This window comes from Methylobacterium sp. D54C (assembly GCF_053345595.1).
The window spans coordinates 56,900-75,809 of record NZ_JBKFAK010000006.1 but is presented as its reverse complement, the minus strand read 5'-3'; the positions used below and the strand labels follow the sequence as shown (position 1 = coordinate 75,809).

17 protein-coding genes are annotated in these 18,910 nt (G+C 73.7%); 5 read left to right on the top strand and 12 right to left on the bottom strand.

Going from position 1 to position 18,910, the window contains the following annotated elements:
• Nucleotides 1-81 precede the first annotated feature (81 nt).
• Both ACLBYB_RS15120 and ACLBYB_RS15115 read left to right on the top strand, forming a co-directional pair.
• Nucleotides 82-408 (top strand): hypothetical protein, encoded by a 327-nt coding sequence (locus tag ACLBYB_RS15120; protein ID WP_056530492.1) that lies wholly within the window; start codon nucleotides 82-84, stop codon nucleotides 406-408.
• 351 nt (nucleotides 409-759) lie between these two features.
• Nucleotides 760-1,992, top strand: coding sequence for a DUF3095 domain-containing protein (locus ACLBYB_RS15115; protein WP_447699255.1), 1,233 nt, complete (start codon nucleotides 760-762; stop codon nucleotides 1,990-1,992).
• Here the strand turns inward: ACLBYB_RS15115 and ACLBYB_RS15110 are convergent.
• The 9 genes from ACLBYB_RS15110 to ACLBYB_RS15070 all read right to left on the bottom strand — a co-directional run bounded on the left by ACLBYB_RS15110 (nucleotide 1,977) and on the right by ACLBYB_RS15070 (nucleotide 11,879).
• Complete coding sequence (locus tag ACLBYB_RS15110; protein ID WP_447699254.1) at nucleotides 1,977-3,803, bottom strand: DUF4166 domain-containing protein; 1,827 nt, start codon at nucleotides 3,801-3,803, stop codon at nucleotides 1,977-1,979. The genes ACLBYB_RS15115 and ACLBYB_RS15110 overlap by 16 nt on opposite strands.
• Nucleotides 3,800-4,519, bottom strand: coding sequence for a DUF4166 domain-containing protein (locus tag ACLBYB_RS15105; protein WP_447699253.1), 720 nt, complete (start codon nucleotides 4,517-4,519; stop codon nucleotides 3,800-3,802). Before ACLBYB_RS15105 ends, ACLBYB_RS15110 begins: the two co-directional genes overlap by 4 nt.
• Nucleotides 4,520-4,575: 56 nt before the next feature.
• A complete protein-coding gene (locus tag ACLBYB_RS15100; protein ID WP_447699252.1) occupies nucleotides 4,576-5,133 on the bottom strand; it encodes a GbsR/MarR family transcriptional regulator in 558 nt (185 codons plus the stop codon).
• A 240-nt stretch (nucleotides 5,134-5,373) separates the two neighbouring features.
• Nucleotides 5,374-5,766 (bottom strand): CopM family metallochaperone, encoded by a 393-nt coding sequence (copM, locus tag ACLBYB_RS15095; RefSeq protein ID WP_447699251.1) that lies wholly within the window; start codon nucleotides 5,764-5,766, stop codon nucleotides 5,374-5,376.
• 22 nt (nucleotides 5,767-5,788) lie between these two features.
• Entirely contained in the window at nucleotides 5,789-6,154 is a 366-nt protein-coding gene (locus ACLBYB_RS15090) for a hypothetical protein (RefSeq protein ID WP_447699250.1), read from the bottom strand.
• A gap of 19 nt (nucleotides 6,155-6,173) precedes the next feature.
• Nucleotides 6,174-9,323 carry an efflux RND transporter permease subunit gene (locus ACLBYB_RS15085; protein WP_447699249.1) on the bottom strand — a complete coding sequence of 1,050 codons (3,150 nt, stop codon included), beginning with the start codon at nucleotides 9,321-9,323 and terminating at the stop codon, nucleotides 6,174-6,176.
• Between the two features lie 11 nt (nucleotides 9,324-9,334).
• Nucleotides 9,335-11,068: an efflux RND transporter periplasmic adaptor subunit gene (locus ACLBYB_RS15080; RefSeq protein ID WP_447699248.1), complete on the bottom strand. Its 1,734-nt coding sequence runs from the start codon at nucleotides 11,066-11,068 to the stop codon at nucleotides 9,335-9,337.
• Nucleotides 11,069-11,154: 86 nt separating this feature from the next.
• A complete protein-coding gene (locus ACLBYB_RS15075; RefSeq protein WP_447699247.1) occupies nucleotides 11,155-11,610 on the bottom strand; it encodes a hypothetical protein in 456 nt (151 codons plus the stop codon).
• Nucleotides 11,607-11,879, bottom strand: coding sequence for a hypothetical protein (locus tag ACLBYB_RS15070; RefSeq protein ID WP_447699246.1), 273 nt, complete (start codon nucleotides 11,877-11,879; stop codon nucleotides 11,607-11,609). The genes ACLBYB_RS15075 and ACLBYB_RS15070 overlap by 4 nt, the downstream gene beginning before the upstream one ends.
• A 454-nt stretch (nucleotides 11,880-12,333) precedes the next feature.
• Here ACLBYB_RS15070 and chrA point away from each other — a divergent pair, with 454 nt between their 5' ends.
• Complete coding sequence (gene chrA / locus ACLBYB_RS15065; protein WP_447699245.1) at nucleotides 12,334-13,578, top strand: chromate efflux transporter; 1,245 nt, start codon at nucleotides 12,334-12,336, stop codon at nucleotides 13,576-13,578.
• A 324-nt stretch (nucleotides 13,579-13,902) separates the two neighbouring features.
• Here the strand turns inward: chrA and ACLBYB_RS15060 are convergent, their stop codons facing one another.
• The gene (locus ACLBYB_RS15060) at nucleotides 13,903-14,106 is read right to left on the bottom strand and encodes a hypothetical protein (RefSeq protein WP_128083351.1); all 204 of its coding nucleotides are present in this window, start codon (nucleotides 14,104-14,106) and stop codon (nucleotides 13,903-13,905) included.
• 412 nt (nucleotides 14,107-14,518) lie between these two features.
• Between ACLBYB_RS15060 and ACLBYB_RS15055 the strand changes: the two genes are divergently transcribed.
• Nucleotides 14,519-15,958 (top strand): 8'-apo-carotenoid 13,14-cleaving dioxygenase, encoded by a 1,440-nt coding sequence (locus tag ACLBYB_RS15055; protein WP_447699244.1) that lies wholly within the window; start codon nucleotides 14,519-14,521, stop codon nucleotides 15,956-15,958.
• Between the two features lie 41 nt (nucleotides 15,959-15,999).
• Here ACLBYB_RS15055 and ACLBYB_RS15050 read toward each other — a convergent pair whose 3' ends face one another.
• On the bottom strand, nucleotides 16,000-16,635 hold the full coding sequence (locus ACLBYB_RS15050; RefSeq protein WP_447699243.1) for a class I SAM-dependent methyltransferase: 636 nt from the start codon (nucleotides 16,633-16,635) through the stop codon (nucleotides 16,000-16,002).
• 418 nt (nucleotides 16,636-17,053) lie between these two features.
• Between ACLBYB_RS15050 and ACLBYB_RS15045 the strand changes: the two genes are divergently transcribed.
• Nucleotides 17,054-17,428 (top strand): hypothetical protein, encoded by a 375-nt coding sequence (locus ACLBYB_RS15045; protein ID WP_447699242.1) that lies wholly within the window; start codon nucleotides 17,054-17,056, stop codon nucleotides 17,426-17,428.
• Nucleotides 17,429-17,621: 193 nt separating this feature from the next.
• Here ACLBYB_RS15045 and ACLBYB_RS15040 read toward each other — a convergent pair whose 3' ends face one another.
• Nucleotides 17,622-18,878 (bottom strand): extracellular catalytic domain type 1 short-chain-length polyhydroxyalkanoate depolymerase, encoded by a 1,257-nt coding sequence (locus ACLBYB_RS15040; RefSeq protein ID WP_447699241.1) that lies wholly within the window; start codon nucleotides 18,876-18,878, stop codon nucleotides 17,622-17,624.
• Between the last annotated feature and the right edge of the window lie 32 nt (nucleotides 18,879-18,910).

Below are 18,910 nucleotides of genomic sequence, written 5' to 3'. Positions count from 1 at the left end.
TCCGGGCTTCTGTGACCGGGATCACAGCGGCCGGCCATCGGTCGGCGGCAGAGTGCCTTCACCCCAACAGGGAGACGCACGATGAAGATGATCTCGACGAAGATGTTGATGGTGGCGGGTCTCGCGGCCGCGACATTGGCCGGTGGTGCCGCCAGTGCCGACGCCCGCGGGTTTGGCCGTGGCGGTTTCGGACACGGAGGCTTCGGCCATCGCGGGTTCGGGCACGGAGGCTTCAGGCACGGCGGGTTCGGTCACCATCGCCATTTCTACCACCGTGGATTCCGTCGGCGCTTCGGCGGGTTCAGCTGGGGCTATCCCGCGAACAGCTCCTTCCTCGGCCCGAACTTCGGCGACTGCCGCGCGATCTACAATCCTGTCTTCTTCGGCCATGAGCGCGTGTGCGGCTAGCTGAGCGACCATCTTCGACGGAGCGCGTTTCCGTCACGCGATCGGCCGCCGCTGCACGCGGCGGCGGCCGGCTGACCGACGCCATCCCGCAACCCCTCGCTCCGACGACGGGATCCGTGACGGCGACCCCAGCCCCATCCGTCCCGGGGATGCCGCCCGACTCTCGTGATCCGAGCCGCATCGGCCGCGGATCGAGCGACAGCTCGTAGCGGCCGCGAATTCGGACCTCACGTGCCGCCCTCGCTTGAGGGCGGCACGTGAGCGTGGTGAGGGTTGTCTCACCGAGGATGGTATCGGTGACGCGATCCGGGCGCGTCACGGCGCCCTGGCGCTGCGCCGAGGAGCAGGGCGATGGCGGTGGGGACATCGATGGGTGCAGGTCAGGAACGCGAACCGGCGACACGCCGCGCGGCCCCGGATTTCTACGACAGTCTGCCCCGGTTCACCGCCTTCTCCAGCCTCATGGATCCAGGCCTCTACCGGCCCCTGCCCGCGGATTGGTGGCTCGGCGTGGCCGATGTCGTCGGCTCCCGGCAGCAGATCGGGCTTGGCCGCTACAAGGCGGTGAATGCGGCCGGCGCAGCCATCATCACGGCGGTCTCCAACGCACTCGGCCGGCGCGAATTCCCCTTCGTCTTCGGCGGCGACGGGGCCAGTTTCGCCGTCGCCCCGGACGACGCGGACGCCGCGAGAGACGCGCTGGCGGCGACGGCCAGCTGGGTCCGCGAGGCGCTGCAACTGGAGCTGCGCACCGCTCTCGTGCCGGTCTCGGCCGTGCGCGATCGCGCGCTCGACGTGCGCGTGGCGCGCTACGCGCCCAGCGCCCACGTTTCCTATGCCATGTTCAGCGGAGGTGGGCTGCCCTGGGCAGAGGCGGCCATGAAGGCCGGCGACCACGCTATCGCACCGGCCGAGGCCGGCACCCAGCCCGACCTGACCGGCCTCTCCTGCCGCTGGCAGGAGATCCGTCCCCGGCACGAGCTGATGCTCTCGCTCATGCTCGTGCCCCAGCACAGCGGCGACGCGCCGGCCTTCCGGCAACTCGTGCAAGAGCTCCTGCAGAGGCTGGAGATCAGCGCCGAGGTCGCGCGCCCGATGCAGGACGCGGGACCGGAGATGCGCGGACCGTGGGCGGGACTGGACCTCGAACTGCGCGCGATGCCGGGCTCTCGCAAGCGCCGCTTCTGGGCCAAGCTCCGCCTCGCGGCGCGATCGATACCGGAATACCTGATCTACCGCACGGGCGCGCGGGTCGGCGCGTTCGATCCCGCCGTTCTGCGGCGCGAGATCGTGGGCAACACAGATTTCCGCAAGTACGATGACGCGCTGCGGATGACGCTGGATTGCACCCGCGCCTTCGCCGATCGCCTCGAGGCGGAGCTCGCCGGCGCGGAGGCGCAGGGGATCTGCCATTTCGGCCTGCAGCGCCAGTCGGCTGCGCAGTTGACCTGCATCAGCCCTCCGGTCCCCGGCAGCGGGCACATGCATTTCATCGACGGTGCCGGTGGCGGCTATGCCGCGGCGGCCGCGAATCTGAAGGGTCGCGCGGCCGATGGCGGTGCCTCGGCTCAGACCCGCCCGTGACGCGGCTCCGGACCGTGCCCGCTGCGGGACGGGGCGCGGGCGCGCGATGACGCGATCGGCAGGGCGGTTACCGGCCCGGGATCCCCGCCGGGTGGCCGGGATGGGCCCTGTGCCGGATGTCCGCTCCGCGGCGGCACGGTCGGCTCCGCGCCCGGGACCAAGCCGGATCGACGGCCCGCGCGATCGTCCGTGTCGAGCCAGCCGCGGTAATGCACCACCAGTCCGACGCGTGGCAGGGCGATCGAGACGTCGAAGCGGAACAACCCCGCCTCCTCCCACTCGCGGGCGGCGGTGCGGGGTGCGAGCGCCAGCGGCAGGGGCAGCCGCGCGACGGACCAGCCGCGCAGCACCATGCGCAGGCCGCCGCCCTCGGGCGCGAGGTCGAACCTGAAGCGGAGCGGGCCGAACCGCTCCACGACGCAGCCGCGCTCTTCGGAGAACGCGCTCGTGAACCGGCGACCGGAGAACGCGCGCGTCCAGCGCTCCACCCCGCGCGTCTCGCTGAAGCCGACGTGGAGATCGTGCGCGCCCGCGACCGGCAATCCGAGGAGCGCCGCGAGGCCGCGCGCGACGGGGTGGCGGCCCCGTCGCACGACGGCGCGGCCGTGCGCCCCCGCCTCGCGCAGCACGCCGTGCAGAGCCGCGACGCGCGGCGCGAGTTCGGCGAAGCGCGGACCCAGGACGCGCGCGTAGAGCGCATCGGCCTGTCCCGACTCCCGCACGTCGTGGCGGATCGACAGGCGCGCGAAGCTCGGCTCGAAATCGGACAGGTCGAGCGCGGTCCCGGCGTCGCGCGCCCCGGGCGCGATCGCACCGTCCAGGATCCGCTCGGCCAGGATCGCCGCCGGCAGCACCGGGATCTCCGGGCCATGACCGTCGGCCGCCAGGAGGGTCCAGCGCCGTTCGACGCGGCGCCCTGCGGCCGTGCCGAACATCCGGACGACCATGCCGGACCGATCCGAGCCCCAGCGCGCGGTCAGCCGCTGCGCCAGGAGAAGCCCGCGCGCGAGCCCCTGCAGGGAGGGGATCCAGCCCCAGCGCACCGGCCAGCTCGCGCACCAGAGGCCGACCGTCTGCACCGCGAGTTCGGTCCCGGCCCTGAAGCTGACCGCCGGCCGGCCCGGAAGCCGGCCGGGCAGGAGGTCGAGGTCCGGGACGTCCGCCAGGGCCAGCCAGCGGCGGCCGAGGGACGCGCCGTCGGACAGGGCGAAGCGCTCGCGCCGCAACGCCTGCCAGCCGACAGCCGCCGACCAGCGCTGTCCGCGCCAGAGCCGGATCGGCCGGCCCACGTAGCTCAGGATGGCCGCGGCGACCGACGTCCCGGCGGTCGCGCGGTTCGAGGCGCTGATCGCGATCTCCACGGCGGTGACCGCCTCCATCCCCTGCGCCAGGCGACGGGCGACGGCACCGGACAGGGCGGGGACGCTCGATGCACCGGAGAGGATCGCGACGCCGGCCGCGCGTGCGGCGGCGTCGAGCTGGCCGATGCCGGTCACGAACGCCCGGCCGTCCGCGAGATCGAGGTACGGGATCGCCGCGGCGATACAGGCCCGGGGCAGAGCGTAGCCGCTGCCCTGGAAGGGGCCGGCCGCATCGATCACGAGGTCGGGACGGACGCGTTCCAGCAGGGGCGCGACGGCACCGTTGCGGTCGGCCTGAAGGGGACGGCACGGGGGATGGGCCGCGCAGAACGCCTCGGCGCGCGCCAGGCGGCGGCCGGCGACGACCACGTCGTGACCGGCCTCCGCGAGCCGCCGCGACAGGCGAGCCCCGAAGCCGCCGTACCCGCCGAAGACCAGGATCGTGCTCACGCCGCCTCTCCCTGCCCCGCCGGCTCGGCGTCCTGGAAGACCGCTTCCTGGTGGATCAGCCGCCCGAACCAGGGGTGGGCGATGTCGAGGATGAAGCGGAAGGCGCCCGGCGTCGCGTCACCGCCGGCATCGGCGTGGGTGACAGTGAGCGCACCGGGGGTGAGCCAGCCCGGCAGGTGCAGGCGGCGCCCCAGGCAGTCGATGAAGTAGCGGTGGCTGCGAAACGTCAGCGCCCCGTCCTCGACCGCCACCGTGAGGCTCATGCCGACGCCGGCGCCGACATGCTCCTCCAGGCCGGTGGGACCGGCGAAGCGCTTGGCCGAGTGGATCACCTGCGGGAAGCCGGAGGCGCGGGCGTACAGCCGCGTCCAGACCTGACCGCCGCCATCCGGGTCCTCGGTGACGGTGACGACGCCGGCGCGGCCGGTCTGGCGTTCCAGAGGCAGCGGGCCGCCGACCAGCCGCGTCGCCTGCGCGACGAGCCAGCCGAAGCGGCTGACCTCCATCGCGACGACGTGGCCGACATAGACCGCGCTCGCCCCCTGCGCGAGCCGCTTCCCGAAGCGGCGGCGCACGGCCGGCGACAGGCTCGCCCACGCGCGTTCCGGGATCAGGGCCCGGAAGCGCAGGTCCAGCAGGTCGCCCGGCTCGGTGAGCGACCGGGCGGGGGAGAACGCGCGGGACGGCCCCGCATCGGCTCGACGGACATGTCCCATCGCGGTCACCTGGGCCCCTCGATCGGTCCGGCTCCCTGAAAACGACCCTCGGATCGTCACTCAGCCTTGGCCGGCAGGAACTTCACGATCCGGCCGCCCAGCCGGATGAGCTTGGCCAGCGTGCCCCGGGGCACGTTGAGCATCTGGCCGTACCAGCGCTCCATCGACTCGGTGAAGTCGAGCATCGCGCGCAGGCGCCGCTTGGCGACCGCCCCGAGCGCCGGGTCCGCGTCCGCTTCGGCGACGCAGGCGCGCAGGGCCGCGATGGCGGGATCGATCTCGCGCTCCTTGCGGCCGGCGGCGATGCGCGTGACCATCTCCCAGAGGTCGGTCTCGGCGGCGAAGTGGTCGCGGCGCTCGCCCATCACCGGCACGCGGCGGATCAGGTTCCAACCGAGCAGCTCGCGCAGGGAATTCGAGACGTTCGACCGCGCGATGCCGAGCATGCCGGCGATGTCCTCGGCGGCGAGAGGGCGCTCGGAGAGGTAGAGGAGCGCGTGGATCTGCGCGACCGAGCGGTTGACGCCCCACTGGCCGCCCAGATCGCCCCAGTGCAGCACGAAGCGCTCGACCGCGGCCGGCAGGGGACTCGGTATGTTTGTTATTTCTGTCATGACAGAAATAACAGACCAGAACGAACACGCTGTCAAGCGGCCGAGATCGCGGGCTGTCGACGCTCGGCCGGGTCCCGGTCGCGCCGCCAGGGCGGGACCGGGCATCCCGTCCCGCGCCTCACCGGGAACGGCGCCCGCGTCAGGCGCGGGGGCGCCTCGCCACGCTCCGGCGCGGGTGAGGCACCTCCATCGTGGCGGGCGGGCCGGGACCGCCCCGGTCTCCGGTCCCGGCGCGGGCGGCTACTGGCCGTGCCGCTTCAGCCACGCCTCCATATCGGAGATCTCCTTCTCCTGATCGTCGATGATCTTCTGCGCCATCGCCTTGGTGGCCGGATCCTTGGCGTGCTTCAGCGCGACCTTGGCCATGGCGACCGCGCCCCTGTGGTGCGGGATCATGTGCCTGCGGAAGTCGACGTCGGCATCGCCGGTATAGGGGACGTCCATGTCCTTCATCATCGCCGTGTCGGCGGCCTTGAACGCCTCGGTCGCGGCGTCGTCCTTCGGGTTCGGCGTCATCGAGCCCATGTCCTTGCCGGACATGGAGCCGTGGTCGTGCATGCCCTGCGCCAGGGCCGCCCCGGCCAGCCCGGTCGACAGCAGGGCGGCGGCGAGAAGGGTGCGGAGGTGCGTCATGGATCGTTCTCTCCCGGTGGGGTCAGTTGAACTTGCCGCTGGCGGTCGCACCGTCCGGGCCGGTGAGCTGCACCGCGCCCTTGGGGCTCGCGCCGAGCGCGGTCGCGGCCTTGCCGGTCATGCGGTTGCCGTCGGCGGGCTCGAGCGGCACGCGGGTCGGCTTGCCGCCGACGACGAGGATGGCGGTGCCCTTGAAGCCGGCGGCCGGGACCGGCTTCTGGCCCTCGTCTGACAGGAACACGTCGACGGCCTCGCCCTTGGCGACGAGCTCGACGTGGAACCTGCCGGCATCCGTCACACGGCCGCCATGCTGGCCGGCGGTCTCGTGGGCGTAGGCGGCGGTCGCGGCGAGCAGGCCGGCGACCACGGTCACTCTCGATAGGGTCACGCTCTGGTCTCCTCTGGGGTCAGTAGGCCTCGGCCGGGCGCGGGCGCGCGCCGTCCGGGGATGGGTGGGCCGGCGTGTCGGCGTGGAGGGCGCGCAGCCGCTCCAGGGGCGCGCGGCCGAAGCGCAGGAACAGGACGGGGGTCAGGACGGTGTCGAGCAGCGTCGCGCTGACGAGGCCGCCGAAGATCGTCACCGCCACCGGGTGCAGGATCTCCTTGCCCGGGCTCGCCGGGTCGTAGAGCAGCGGCACCAGCGCGACGCCGGCGGCGAGCGCCGTCATCAGCACCGGGGTGAGCCGCTCCAGGCTGCCGCGCACCACGAGGTCGGGCCCGAACGGCACGCCCTCGTGCAGCGACAGGTTCAGGTAGTGGCTGATCTTCAGGATGCCGTTGCGCGCCGCGATGCCGGTCAGCGTGATGAAGCCGATCATCGACGCCACCGACAGGGGCTGCCCGGCCAGCCACAGGGCGACCACCGAGCCGATCAGCGCCAGGGGCACGTTGCCCATGATGATCAGGGCGAGCGCCGCCGACCTGTAGCGGCTGAACAGGATGGCGAAGACGAGCGCCAAGGACACCGCGGAGAGCACCGCGATGGTCCGGCTGGCCTCCTCCTGCGCCTGGAAGGTTCCCTCCAGGCTGGTGAAGAAGCCCGGTGGCAGCGGCTCCTTCGCCACCGCGTCGCGGATGGCCGCCACGACGCTCGCCATGTCGCGCCCGCCGTCGGTGTTGGCCTGCACCACGATGCGGCGCCGGGCGTTCTCGCGCAGGATCTGGTTCGGGCCGTCGGTCTCGCGGATGTCGGCCACTTGGCGCGCCGGCACCCAGCCCGAGGGGGTCTCCAGAAGGAGGTCGCCCAGGCCCGCGGTGGTCCGGCGGTCCTCGGACAGGCGCAGCACCACGTCGAAGCGGCGCACGCCGTCGACCACCGTCGAGACCACGCGCCCGTTCGAGAGGCGGCTGATCTGCTCGACCACGGCCGCGGGCTGCACCCCGTAGAGGGCCGCCCGCGTGTAGTCGACGCGGACCTCGAGCTGCGGGATGCGGACCTGGCGCTCGACCTGCAGGTCGGCGAGGCCGGGGATCGCCGCCATCCGGTCGCGCAGAGAGTTCGCCACCCGCCGCAGGGCGTCGAGATCCTCCCCGTACACCTTGAGCGCGATCTCGGCGCGCACGCCCGAGAGCATGTGGTCGAGCCGGTGCGAGATCGGCTGGCCGACGTTGACGGCGACCGGCAGGGCCGCGAGGCGCCCGCGGATGTCGGCGACCAGCGCCTCCTTCGGGCGCTCGGCACCCGCGTCGAGGGCCACCTCGATCTCGGAGGCATGGACGCCCTCGGCGTGCTCGTCGAGTTCGGCCCGCCCGGTCCGGCGGCCCACCGTCCTCACGCCCGGGATGTCGAGCAGCAGCTTCTCGGCGATCAGCCCGACCCGGTTGCTCTCGGCGAGCGAGATGCCCGGGTTGAAGGTCATGTTGACCGTGAACGAGCCCTCGTTGAACGGCGGCAGGAAGGCCCGCGGCAGGGTCCAGGCCGCGACGCCGGCGGCGACCACCGCGACCGCGACCGTGCCGACGAGCAGGCCCTGGTGCCGGAACGCGACCCGCAGCAGCGCGGCGTTGCCGCGTTTGAGCCGTTTCAGGAGTCGGCTGTCGTGCTCCTCCAGCGTCTTCAGGCCCGGCAGCAGCAGGGACGCCAGCACCGGGGTCAGGGTGATGGAGGTGAGCAGGCTCGCCAGGATGGAGATGATGTAGGCCTCGCCCAGCGGGGCGAAGAGGCGTCCCTCGATGCCCGACAGGGCGAAGAGCGGCACGAACACCAGGATGATGATGAGCGTCGCGTAGACGATGCCCGAGCGGACCTCGTTCGAGGCCTCCACCACCACCTGGAGCACGCCTCTCGGGTTGCCCGCCCGCCGGTTGTCGCCGAGCCGTCGGTAGATGTTCTCCACGTCCACCACCGCGTCGTCGACGAGCTCGCCGATGGCGATGGCCAGCCCCCCGAGCGTCATCGTGTTGATCGACAGCCCGAACAGGTGGAACACCGCCGCGGTCGTCAGCACCGAGACCGGGATGGCCAGCAGCGAGATGGCCGTCGTCCGCACGTTCAGCAGGAAGGCGAACAGCACCACCGCCACCACCAGCACGGCCTCGACGAGGACACGCGCGACGTTGCGGATCGAGGTCTCGATGAAGTCGGCCTGGCGGAACAGGATTCGGTCGGCCCTGATGCCGGACGGCAGGGTCGGGCCCATCTCCTTCAGGGCGGTCTCGATGCTGCGGGTGAGCCGCACCGTGTCGACGTCCGGCTGCTTCTCGACCGAGACGATGACCGCGGGCCTCGCCATGTAGCCGGCGTCGCCGCGCTTCACCTTCGCGGCGAAGGAGACCTCGGCGACCTGCCTCAGGTGGACGGGCGCGTCGTTGATCGTCGCGACCACCAGGCTGCGCAGGTCGTCGAGGCTCATGGTCCGGCCGATGTTCCGGATCAGGTATTCGCGCGCGTTCTGGTCGGTGAAGCCGCCGCCGGCATTGGTGCCGAACCGGGCGAGCGCCGTCTCGAGCTGCGCGTTCGTGACGGCGAGCGCGCGCATGGCGGCCGGGTTCGGGCTGACCCGGAACTGGCGCACCTCGCCGCCGATGGGGATGACCTGCGCGACGCCCGGGATGGTCAGCAGCCGCGGCCGGATCGTGAAGTCGGCGACCTCGCGCACCTGCATGGGGGTCGCGGTGTCGCCCGTGACCGCCACCAGCAGGATCTGGCCCATGATCGAGGAGATCGGGCCCATGACCGGGGTCACGCTCCGGGGCAGCTGGTCCTGCACCAGGGCGAGGCGCTCCGCGACCTGCTGCCGGTTCCGGTAGATGTCCGTGCCCCAGTCGAACTCGACGTAGGTGATGGACAATCCCACGCCCGAGACCGAGCGCACCCGGGTGACGCCCGGCAGCCCGTTCATCCGGGTCTCGATGGGGTAGGTGACGAGTTGCTCGACCTCCTGGGGCGCGTAGCCCTCGGCCTCCGTCATGATGGTGACGGTCGGCTTGTTGAGGTCGGGGAAGACGTCGACGGGCAGCCTGGTGGCGGTGAAGGCGCCGTAGAGCACGAGCACCGCGGCGAGCGCGAGGACGAGCAGGCGGTTGCGGACCGATTGTCCGACGAGGACGGTGAACATCGGCGGATTCCTCAGCGGACCTGGTCGAGGAGTTCGGCGCCCTGCGTCACGACCCGCTTGCCGGGCCCGACCCCCTCCGCCACCAGCACCCGGCCGCCGTCGAGGGGCTCGACGCGGACCGGCCGCGCCTCGAAGCGCTCGGCGGTGGTGTGCTCGTAGACGACGTCCTGCCCGTTCCCCGCGCGCACGACCGCCGCGCGCGGCAGCGCCAGCCCGGCCTGCTCGGTGTCGGTCCCGGCGAGCACGGTGACGAACTGCCCGACCCGCAGGCCCGAGGCGTCGCCCTGGACGGCGAACTGCACCGGGATGGCCTGGTTGCGGTCGGCGAGGCCCGAACCCTGGTAGGCGAGCTTGAGGGTCCGGCCGTCGGCGAGCCGTGCCGTGGCGTCCTGCGCCGCCGCGAGGGCGTCGAAGCTCAGAGCCTCGACCCAGAGGCGGCCCGGGTCGACGACCTGGAAGACCATCTGCCCGGGGGTGGCCATCTGACCGGCCACCGCCGCGGCCTGCGCGACGACGCCGTCGACCGGCGCGACGAGCGGCTCCGGCTCACGCCTGATCCTGTCGAGGGCCGACCGTCGGTCCTGCAGGCCCTTGAGCTCCGCCAGGGCGTCGTCGAGCTGGGTCTGGGCCACGGCGCCGGTCAGGGCGAGCCGCCTGTAGCGGTCGACCCGACGCTCGACGATGGAGATCTGCTGGTCGAGATCCCCTTGCGTCTGGCGCATGTCGGAGACGTCGACCGCCTGGATCGGCGGTGTGACCGTGGCCAGGACCTCGCCCTTGCGCACCCGCGTGCCGAGGCGCGGGAACAGTCCCGAGGGCGGAGGCGACAGGCGACCGCCGACCGAGGACTGCACGACGCCGCTGGCGTTCGGGTCCGGGATGATGCGGCCGGGCAGCTCGACCGAGCGGTGGAAGCTGCCCCGCTCGGTCACCGTCGTGCGCAGGGCGAGCAGGCGCTGGGTGGGCTTCGGCACGAAGACGGATCCGTCGGGCAGGCGCTGCGCGAGGTCCGACGCGGACGGCGCGGCCGGGCGCGTCCCGGTCAGCGCGGCCCCCTGCACGGGGGCTTCGCGGTCGTCGTCGCCGTGCGCGAAGGCGGCGGTGCCCAGAACGAGGGTGATGCCGACGGCGATCAGCGCCGCCGTCGGGACGCCGCGGCGGCCCCGCGCGAGCGCGGTGACGAGGACGCCGAGCAGGAAGGCGACGGCGACCGCGCCGACCAGGATCGGGTCCCCGGCGCCGAGGCGCTGGCGGACGCCGCGGGCGACCTCCGAGACGCGCGCGAGCGCCGCCCGTGCCGCGGCCGGCTCGGCGGGAATTGCGGCGCCGGCATCGGCCGGCACGGTCACCGTGACCGGCAGCACGTCGACCGCGCCGCCGGCGGTGACCGTCGCGACGAGGTCGTGCCGGCCGGGCCTCGACAGCCACGGGGCCGGCAGCGTGTAGCCGCCCCCGGGCGTGACGGTGGCGGTCCTCGGGCCCTCGGGGGTCTCGACCTCGATCGTCGCGCCGGTCACCGGCTCGTTCGTCCGGAAGCGGTCGAGGAACAGGGTCAGGGCGCCGTCGCGCGGGATGGCGACCAGCTCGAAGGCGTCGGAGAAGGCCTCGCCGCGCGGGGCGATGGTCTTCGAGACGGGGGGCGGGGCGGCGCCGTGATCGTGGCCCTCGTGGGCGCGGGCGGGCCCCGCCAGGACGGCGGCGAGCAGCGCCACCGCGCCGAGGGCGGCGGCAAGACGGGTCGACATGGAAACGGTATCCTCGCGATGGGGATGCCGGGCGCGGCCACGGGCGGGCGCACCTCGGGCGTCGCGCGCCTCGGGCGCGCCTCATCTCACGCGCGGGTTCGTGGGGGCTCGGGCAGGGCCTCGGGGCCGAGGCCGGTGCGGCCGGCGACGTCGCCCGGGACCAGCGTGACGGCGCCGAACAGGTCCGGCGACAGGCCAGGGGGCCCCCCGAGGACGCCGGTGGCGCAGCAGGCCATCGTCCCGCAGCAGCGGGTCTCGCGGCCCGGACGACAGCACCCGTCCTCGGCCGGCTCGACGCGCGCCGCCGCGACGGTGGCGCGGGCGACCTTGGACCATGCCGGCGCCGCCGACCGGGCGGCGGGCGTCACCGGTACGGACGCGGTCGCGGCGACCGGGGCGACCGCCCTCGGCTGCGCCGCGGCCGCGCGGTGGCCGTGGTGGGCATGGCCCTCGTGGGCCTGGGCGGCGGACGGCGCGACGTAGGCGACGATCGCGAGGATCATCGCCGCCATCAGGCGCAGGATCTGCCGGTCCGGGCTCATGGGTACGGGATTACACCGGTTCTGGCGGCGGGACCATGTCCGCGGCCGGGACGTGGACGCCGACGTGCGATTCCGGTCGCTGCGGCGCCACCTCGGGCTGCCGCGAGCAGGGGCTCGGCCGGGAAGCCGGCCGCGGTGACGCGCTTCGTCGCCAGGTCGACCTCTATGTCGACCTCGATCCCGGCGCCGGGCGCGACGGCCTGCACGGCGCGGGTCACGGACCCGGCGCAGCCGCCGCGCCCCGTCTTCCCGACCTCGAAGCGGACCATGTGGCTCTCCTCCCGACGGCGTCCGGACGAGATGGGGCTTCCCACCGTTGGAAGGTCAAGGCCCGAGATCTGCCCAGCTTCGCGCCCATCGAAGGCCGAGACTCGTCCGGTGCCATCCCGCCCGGCCGGGATGGTATCCCGCGCCGGTCGTCCCGCGCCCGGCCTCGCCGGCCTCGAGCGGAGCGGATCAGTCCCGCGAGCGCCCCAGGGCCGCTCCGCCTGTTCGCGAGGACGTGACGGACGCGCTCCCGGCACGCCCGCCTGCGAACCGCGGAAACCGGTTGGGTCATCCTGGTGCGCCTGCTGGTAGGCCGGGTGGTAAGCTTGGTATTAGGCTCGGCGGTGTTCTTCCCGGACGGCATCCGGACGCTGCTCGACCCCGAGGTGCCCGGTGCCGGTCGTTGGACGCCAGCCACGCCCGCCCCTTCGCGACACGCCCGGACCCAGGCCGCCCATGACCGACGCCTCATCGTCCGCTGAGCCCGGGCGGCCCGAGTCCGCGTCCGCACGCGCGCCCGGTTCCGTGGGAGAGGTCTTCCGCGCCTTCCTCAAGCTCGGATTGACCGCGTTCGGCGGCCCCATCGCGCACCTGGGCTACTTCCGCGACGAGCTGGTCACCCGGCGCCGATGGCTGGACGAGCGCGGCTATGCCGACCTGGTGGCGCTGTGCCAGTTCCTGCCCGGGCCCGCCTCCAGCCAGGTCGGGTTCTCGCTCGGCGTGCTCCGCGGCGGCGGCCTCCTGGGCGGGCTCGCCGCCTGGGCGGGGTTCACGCTGCCCTCGGCCCTGCTGCTCCTGGCCTTCGCCTACGGCGCCGCGGCCCTGTCGGGTCCGGTCGCCGACGGCGTGATCCACGGTCTCAAGCTCGTCGCCGTGGCGGTCGTCGCGCAGGCGGTCTGGGGGATGGCCCGCTCCCTGGCACCGGACCGGCCGCGCGCCGGCATCGCGGTGGCGGCCCTGTTCCTCACGGTGTTCGTCGCGGGCTCGGTCGGGCAGCTCGGCGCCATCGCCCTCGGTGCCCTCGCCGGGCTCGTCCTCTGCCGGGCGGCACCGCAGGCGCAGGCGGGGCACCTCGCGGTCCCGGTGTCCCGGCGGGCCGGCGCCGCGGCGCTGGTCGCCTTCGCCCTGCTCCTCGTCGTGCCCCATCTGCTCCTCGCCGGCCTGCCATCCCAGGGCCTGGCGCTGTTCGACGCCTTCTACCGCTCCGGCTCCCTGGTGTTCGGCGGCGGCCACGTGGTGCTGCCGCTGCTGCAGGCCGAGGTGGTCGCGCCGGGCTGGGTCGGCCCCGGCACCTTCCTCGCCGGGTACGGCGCCGCCCAGGCCGTGCCCGGCCCGCTGTTCACGTTCGCGGCCTACCTCGGCGCGGTCGCGGGGCCGTCGCCCCACGGCGTGGTCGGCGCGGCCATCGCGTTGGTCGCGATCTTCCTGCCGGGCGTGCTCCTGGTCTACGGCACGCTGCCCTACTGGGACGCGTTCCGGACGCGTCCGCTGGCCCAGGCCGCGATGCGCGGGACCAACGCGGCGGTGGTCGGAATCCTCGGTTCCGCGCTCTACGATCCCGTCTGGAGCAGCGCAGTCGGCAACCCGCGCGATTTCGCCGTGGCCGTGCTGGCGTTCGTGCTGCTGACGGTCGGTCGGGTGGCGCCGTGGATCGTCGTCGCGCTCACGGCCCTGGGCGGCGTCGCCCTCGCCTCGCTCTGACCGGACCCGCCGCCCTGCCCCGATCGGCCTGCTCGACCCGGCCGACCTGGACCCGGCCGACTTGGACCCGTCCTGGCCGGTGCGACCGAGAGGACCAGCTTCGACCGAGGGAGCCGGACATGCGGCGCGGTCGGAAGACGAGCGCGGGCAGGCGGTGCCGACGCTGCGCCGGATCGCGGTGCGGAACGGAACTACCCCGTCCCCGTCGCGGAGATCGCTTCGGGTGCGCGCTTCGCGGCCAGACCGGCAGCGGCCCCGGCCGCGACGGGCGGGCCCTGTGAGCCCGGATGCGTCACAGGGCCCGCCACCTTCGAGGCGCCTCGGCTACGGCTTGTTGGCGGGAGCCGGGTTCGTCGTCGTGGCCGGAGGCGCAGGGTTCGCCGGCGCCGTGCCGGCGGGAGGCGGAGGCGGCGGGGGGGTCTCGGCCTTCTTCTCGTCCTTGCAGGCCGTGAGCGCGAGCAAGCCGACGAGCGGCAGCAGATAGCGAATTCGCATGAGCGTTCCTCCTGTCTGGGCGATGTAGGCCATGAGGAACGTCACCCGGCCGCTGTTCGATCCAGCGCGCCGCGAGCCCGGCCCCTCGGACGATGCCGATTCATCGCGGGTCGCGGCGAGGCACGGCCACCGGCCCGATCCCGCGGGCCGGCAGGTCGGAACGACGCGGAGCGGACGTCGCGAGAGCCGGCCTCGGGTCGGGAGCGGGCGCGGCGGCAACGTCCGCGACCCTGGATCACCGCGCGGAGGCGGACCGTCGCGAGACCACCCGCATGCGTCACGCGCGCCGCCTCCGGTCGCAGCGGCATACGGCGGCACGCCGCCTCACCGCTTTCGGCTATACTGCGCCGTGAAGCGCGTGCGGCGGCCTCCCATGGCGAGAGGACCCGGACGGCCTCGCGTCGATGTCGCTCCTGCCCGCCGCCCCATCCTGGAAGCGCTGCCGATGCCGAATCGAGTCCAGTCGGCCTTCCGCGCGACCGCCGAGTTCGGCGTCGGCCTGGTGGCGGCCTGCAACCGGCTGCGGCTGCCCAGGGCGGCGAATCCCTTCGTCGTCGGTGTCCACGCGCCGATGCGCGCGGAGCTGACGCTGGAGAACCTGCCGGTCACCGGGACGATCCCGCCCGGCCTCGACGGCCTCTATCTCAAGATGGGGGCGAACCCCGTCCGCGCGGCGACGCGGGGCCACGACTGGTTCCTCGGCGACGGCATGGTGCACGGTCTCGCGCTCGAGGGCGGCAGGGCGCTGTGGTATCGCAACCGCTGGATCGGCTCGCGCACGGCCGCCGCGGCGCTCGAGCGGCCCGCGGCGCCTGGGCCGCGGCGGGGCGGCAACGACACCGTCAACACCAACGTCGTCGCGATCGGCGACCGGATCTTCGCGGTGGTGGAGGCCGGCAGCTTCCCGGTCGAACTCTCGCCCACCCTGGAGGCGCAGCGCTACAACCCGTTCGACGGGACGCTGGCCGGCTCCTTCAGCGGGCACCCGCACCGCGACCCGCTGACCGGCGAGACGCACGCCGTCGCGTATGACGGCCGCGTCTGGGACAGCGTGCGCCACGTCGTCCTCGCCCCGAGCGGGCGGGTCGTGCGCGATGTGCCGGTCGCGGTCGCGCACGGCCCCTGCATCCACGATTGCGCGATCACGGCGCGCTTCGTGATCGTGCTGGACCTGCCGGTCACGTTCTCGTTCCGGGCCCTGCTCGCCGGGTACCGCTTCCCGTTCCGCTGGAACCCCGGCCACGGGGCCCGTGTCGGCCTCCTCCCGCGTCAGGGCGACGGCGCCGACATCGTCTGGTGCGCCGTCGAGCCCTGCTTCGTGTTCCACACCGCCAACGCCTACGACGACGCGGACGGGCGGGTGATCCTCGATGTCGTCGCCTACGGGACGGTGTTCGCCTCGGCCGCCGGCGGGCTCGATACGCCGGGCCGGCTCGAGCGCTGGATCATCGACCCGTCGACGGGTCGGGTCGAGCGGCGCGTGATCGACGCGGCGGCGCAGGAATTCCCCCGCATCGATGAGCGGCGCCTCGGGCAGCGCCACCGCTACGTCTACACGGTCAGCGTGCCGGCCGACGGCAACACGCAGCTCGCCGGCGCGACGCAGCTCTACAAGCACGACCTCGAGACGGGCGCGCGCCACGTGCACGACTTCGGTCCCGGTCACGTCCCGGGGGAGTTCGTCTTCGTGCCGGCGCGGACCGGGGCCGATGAGGACGAGGGCTGGCTCGTCGGGCTCGTGATCGACACCGCCGGCGACGTGACCGACTTCACCGTCCTCGACGCGCGGGCGTTCGACGCCCCTCCCCTCGCCCGGATCCGCCTCGGGCACCGGATCCCCCCGGGCTTCCACGGCAACTGGTTCCCGGCGCGCGGGCCGGCCTGAGAGACCGGGCGCGGTCCCGGTGACGGCCGAATCCGGACCGATCAGGCCGCGGCCGTCCAGCCGACCACCGCCGTCACGGGGTCGCCGGGACCTCCCGCGGGCTTGAGGACGCGCCGCTCGACGCGGACGAAGCCGGCGCGCTGGAGGTACAGGCCGACGAGCTGGGCATGTCCCCCACCGTCGAGGGCACTCCAGATGGCCACGGCCTTGGTCGGGAAGCAGCGGTTCGAGAAGCTGATCACCGCCGGGGCACCGGGGCGCAGCACGCGCGCGACCTCGGACAGGACGGAGACGGGGCGCTGGAGATACTGGACCGAGACGCAGATCAGCGCGGCGTCGACGCAGGCCGTGTCGAGCGGCAGGCGCGGCTCGGCGTTGAGGTCCTGCACGAAATGCCGGGTCAGGCGCGGGTTGGCGGCGAGTTCGGCGGCGTTCAGGCCGTGACCGGTGACGCTGGCATACGCGACCTCGTCCGGCAGGTGGCTGACCCAGCTCGACATCAGGTCGAGGACTTCGCCGCCCGCCGGCACGATCGCCCTGTAGAGGTCGGTGACCGCCGCGACCGCGGCGGCATCGATATGGGTCACGAAGCGCGGTTGCGCGTAGAAGGCGGGATCGGGATCGCGGTCGTGCTTGGCGAACGCCTCCGGGGGAAAGTCCGGCAGATCCTGGGTCATCGTAGCGCGCTTCCGGATCTGACGGCGCGCCGGCTCCCAGAGCCGGCGCGCGAACCGTGGATTGCGTGCGCGTGTAGAGAGAGCCCGGACGCCCCGCGGCCAGGTGTCCACGTCGCCGCATCGGCACGGGGACGCCGGCGAGGCCGCCACCGGGAACGGGAGTCGTGACCGGCAGCTCTCGCGGCCGTATCGTGGGACGTCAGGCTCCGTGGCCGGCACAGCGGCCGAAGGGAGTGCAGCATCCCCCTCGCCTCTTCGCCGACCGCATCCACGCCGTGGCACGCCTCCCGAGGACAGACCGATCGCACGCGAAACACCATCCCGCAGCGGCCCGAGCCAGAGCGCCTCGCGACCCGCCGAGCGCGAAGCCGCCGGCCGGTCCTGCGGGTCCTGCACGATGTGCTGTCGCGTTCTGGCGATGCCCGCCCTCGGCAAGCCGGCCGGGATCCTGTGCCGGCACAACACCGGAACCGGCTGCGGGATCTACAGCGAACGGCCGGGGGCGTGCGCCCGATGGGACTGCCTCTGGCGCAAGATCGACGCCCTGCCGGACGCGCTCAGGCCCGATCGATCGGGCGTGATGTTCTCGTTGGACGATCGCCCCCCCGCGGCCGATACGGCGGGAGCGGCCTGCATCGTCGGGCGGGCACCGGAGGGCATGGGCGCCTTCGACCGGCCAGACGTGACCGAGGCCTTCGCCATGTTCATCCGCGAGGGCACCTGGCCCGTGTGGCAGGTGTCCGAGAACGTCGCGACCCTGGTGCATCCGGGTCCGCGGATCCCTCCCCCTTGATCGACGGGGTGCGGGCAGGCCGGATGACGGGACGCGCGCATGGCGATCCGCCCGTGTCGACGCTCCTGGTGACCCGTGCGGGCTCGCGGGCTGAACGGACAAGCCGAGGGCCTCGTCCCGACCAGCCCGCCGCGACGGAGGACAGGGCCGCGACCGGGCGCGCGATCCGGCAGGGTCGACGGGCCGTCAGCGCTCAGGATCGGGCACCGGCCGCGCGCGCGTGCTCCAGGAAGAAGCGGATCATCTCCCGGCTCGCGTCCGGGCCGCGCGGGTCGGTGAACGAGCCGGCCGGGCTGCCGCCCGACCACGCGTGCCCGGCTCCGTGCAGGACCCACTGCTCCACCATGGCGCGGCCGGACGCGTCCGAACGGACGGTGCGGGTGTAGTCCACCCCGTCCGGTGTCCGGCCCCGGGTCACCGCTGTGCGGAGCTCCGGGTCCGACGGCCCCTGCGCGGCCACGCGATCGCCGTTGGCCGCGTGCACCGTGCGGTCGCGGTCGCCGTGGAACACGATCAGCGGCACGGCGTGGCGTTGTCCCGTCGTGCGCGCGCCGTCCCCCTTCATGGCCGCGAAGGCCGAGGGCACGTCCCGCGCCGAACCACAGGCCAGGCCGGAATGGACGCCGATCGCCGCGAACAGGTCGGGGTAGGTCATCGCCAGGATCGCGGCGGCCGCCCCGCCCGCCGACAGGCCCGCCGCGTAGACCCGCCTGTCATCGGCCGAGAACTCCGCGATCACCTGCCGGACGATGCCGGCGATCAGGGCGGGCTCGCCGCCCTCCCGCTGCTGGTCGCCGGGCTCGTACCAGTTCCAGCACCACTGCATGTTGGCCGAGCGCGGCTGCTCCGGATAGACCACCAGGACGCCGCGCGCCTCCGCGACCGCGTTCATCCGCGTGCCTGCGGCGAAGTCGTCCGGGTTCTGCGTGCAGCCGTGCAGCATCACCACGACGGGCAGGGCCTGGCCGGTGTAGCCGCTCGGTACGTAGACCTTGTAGGTCCGGGTCCCGGCCGCGCCGGTGAACGTGCGGACCTCGAAGCGTGCCCCCTCCGGAAGCCGAGGCGCGGCCGGCGTCGCGCCGTCCGGCCCGTCGCGATCCGTGCCGATGCCGGCCTTCGCCAGCGCCTCCTGGACGGTGCGCATCACGGTGCCGGCGATGTCGCCCGCGGATCCGGCGTGGGGATGGCGGCCCGGACGTCCTCCGGCCGTCTCCGGCGCGACCCAGGCTTCGCCGGGAGCGGAGGGCGCGACCATGTCGAGGATGTCGGCCGCGTCCGCGCTCGGCGCACCCGTCTCGGCGGCGCTCCGGGCCGCCCCCGACCACAGCCTGAAGGCTGCGGCCTGGCGCTCCTGAAGCCTGGCCATCGCCTCCGCGGCGCGGGCGGCACGGGCCGGGTCGACCTTCGGGAACGCGAAGCGCGTGAAGGCGGTCTTCGTGGCGTGATCCATCGGACGGGTCCTGGCTGAGCGGGAAGCGGGCG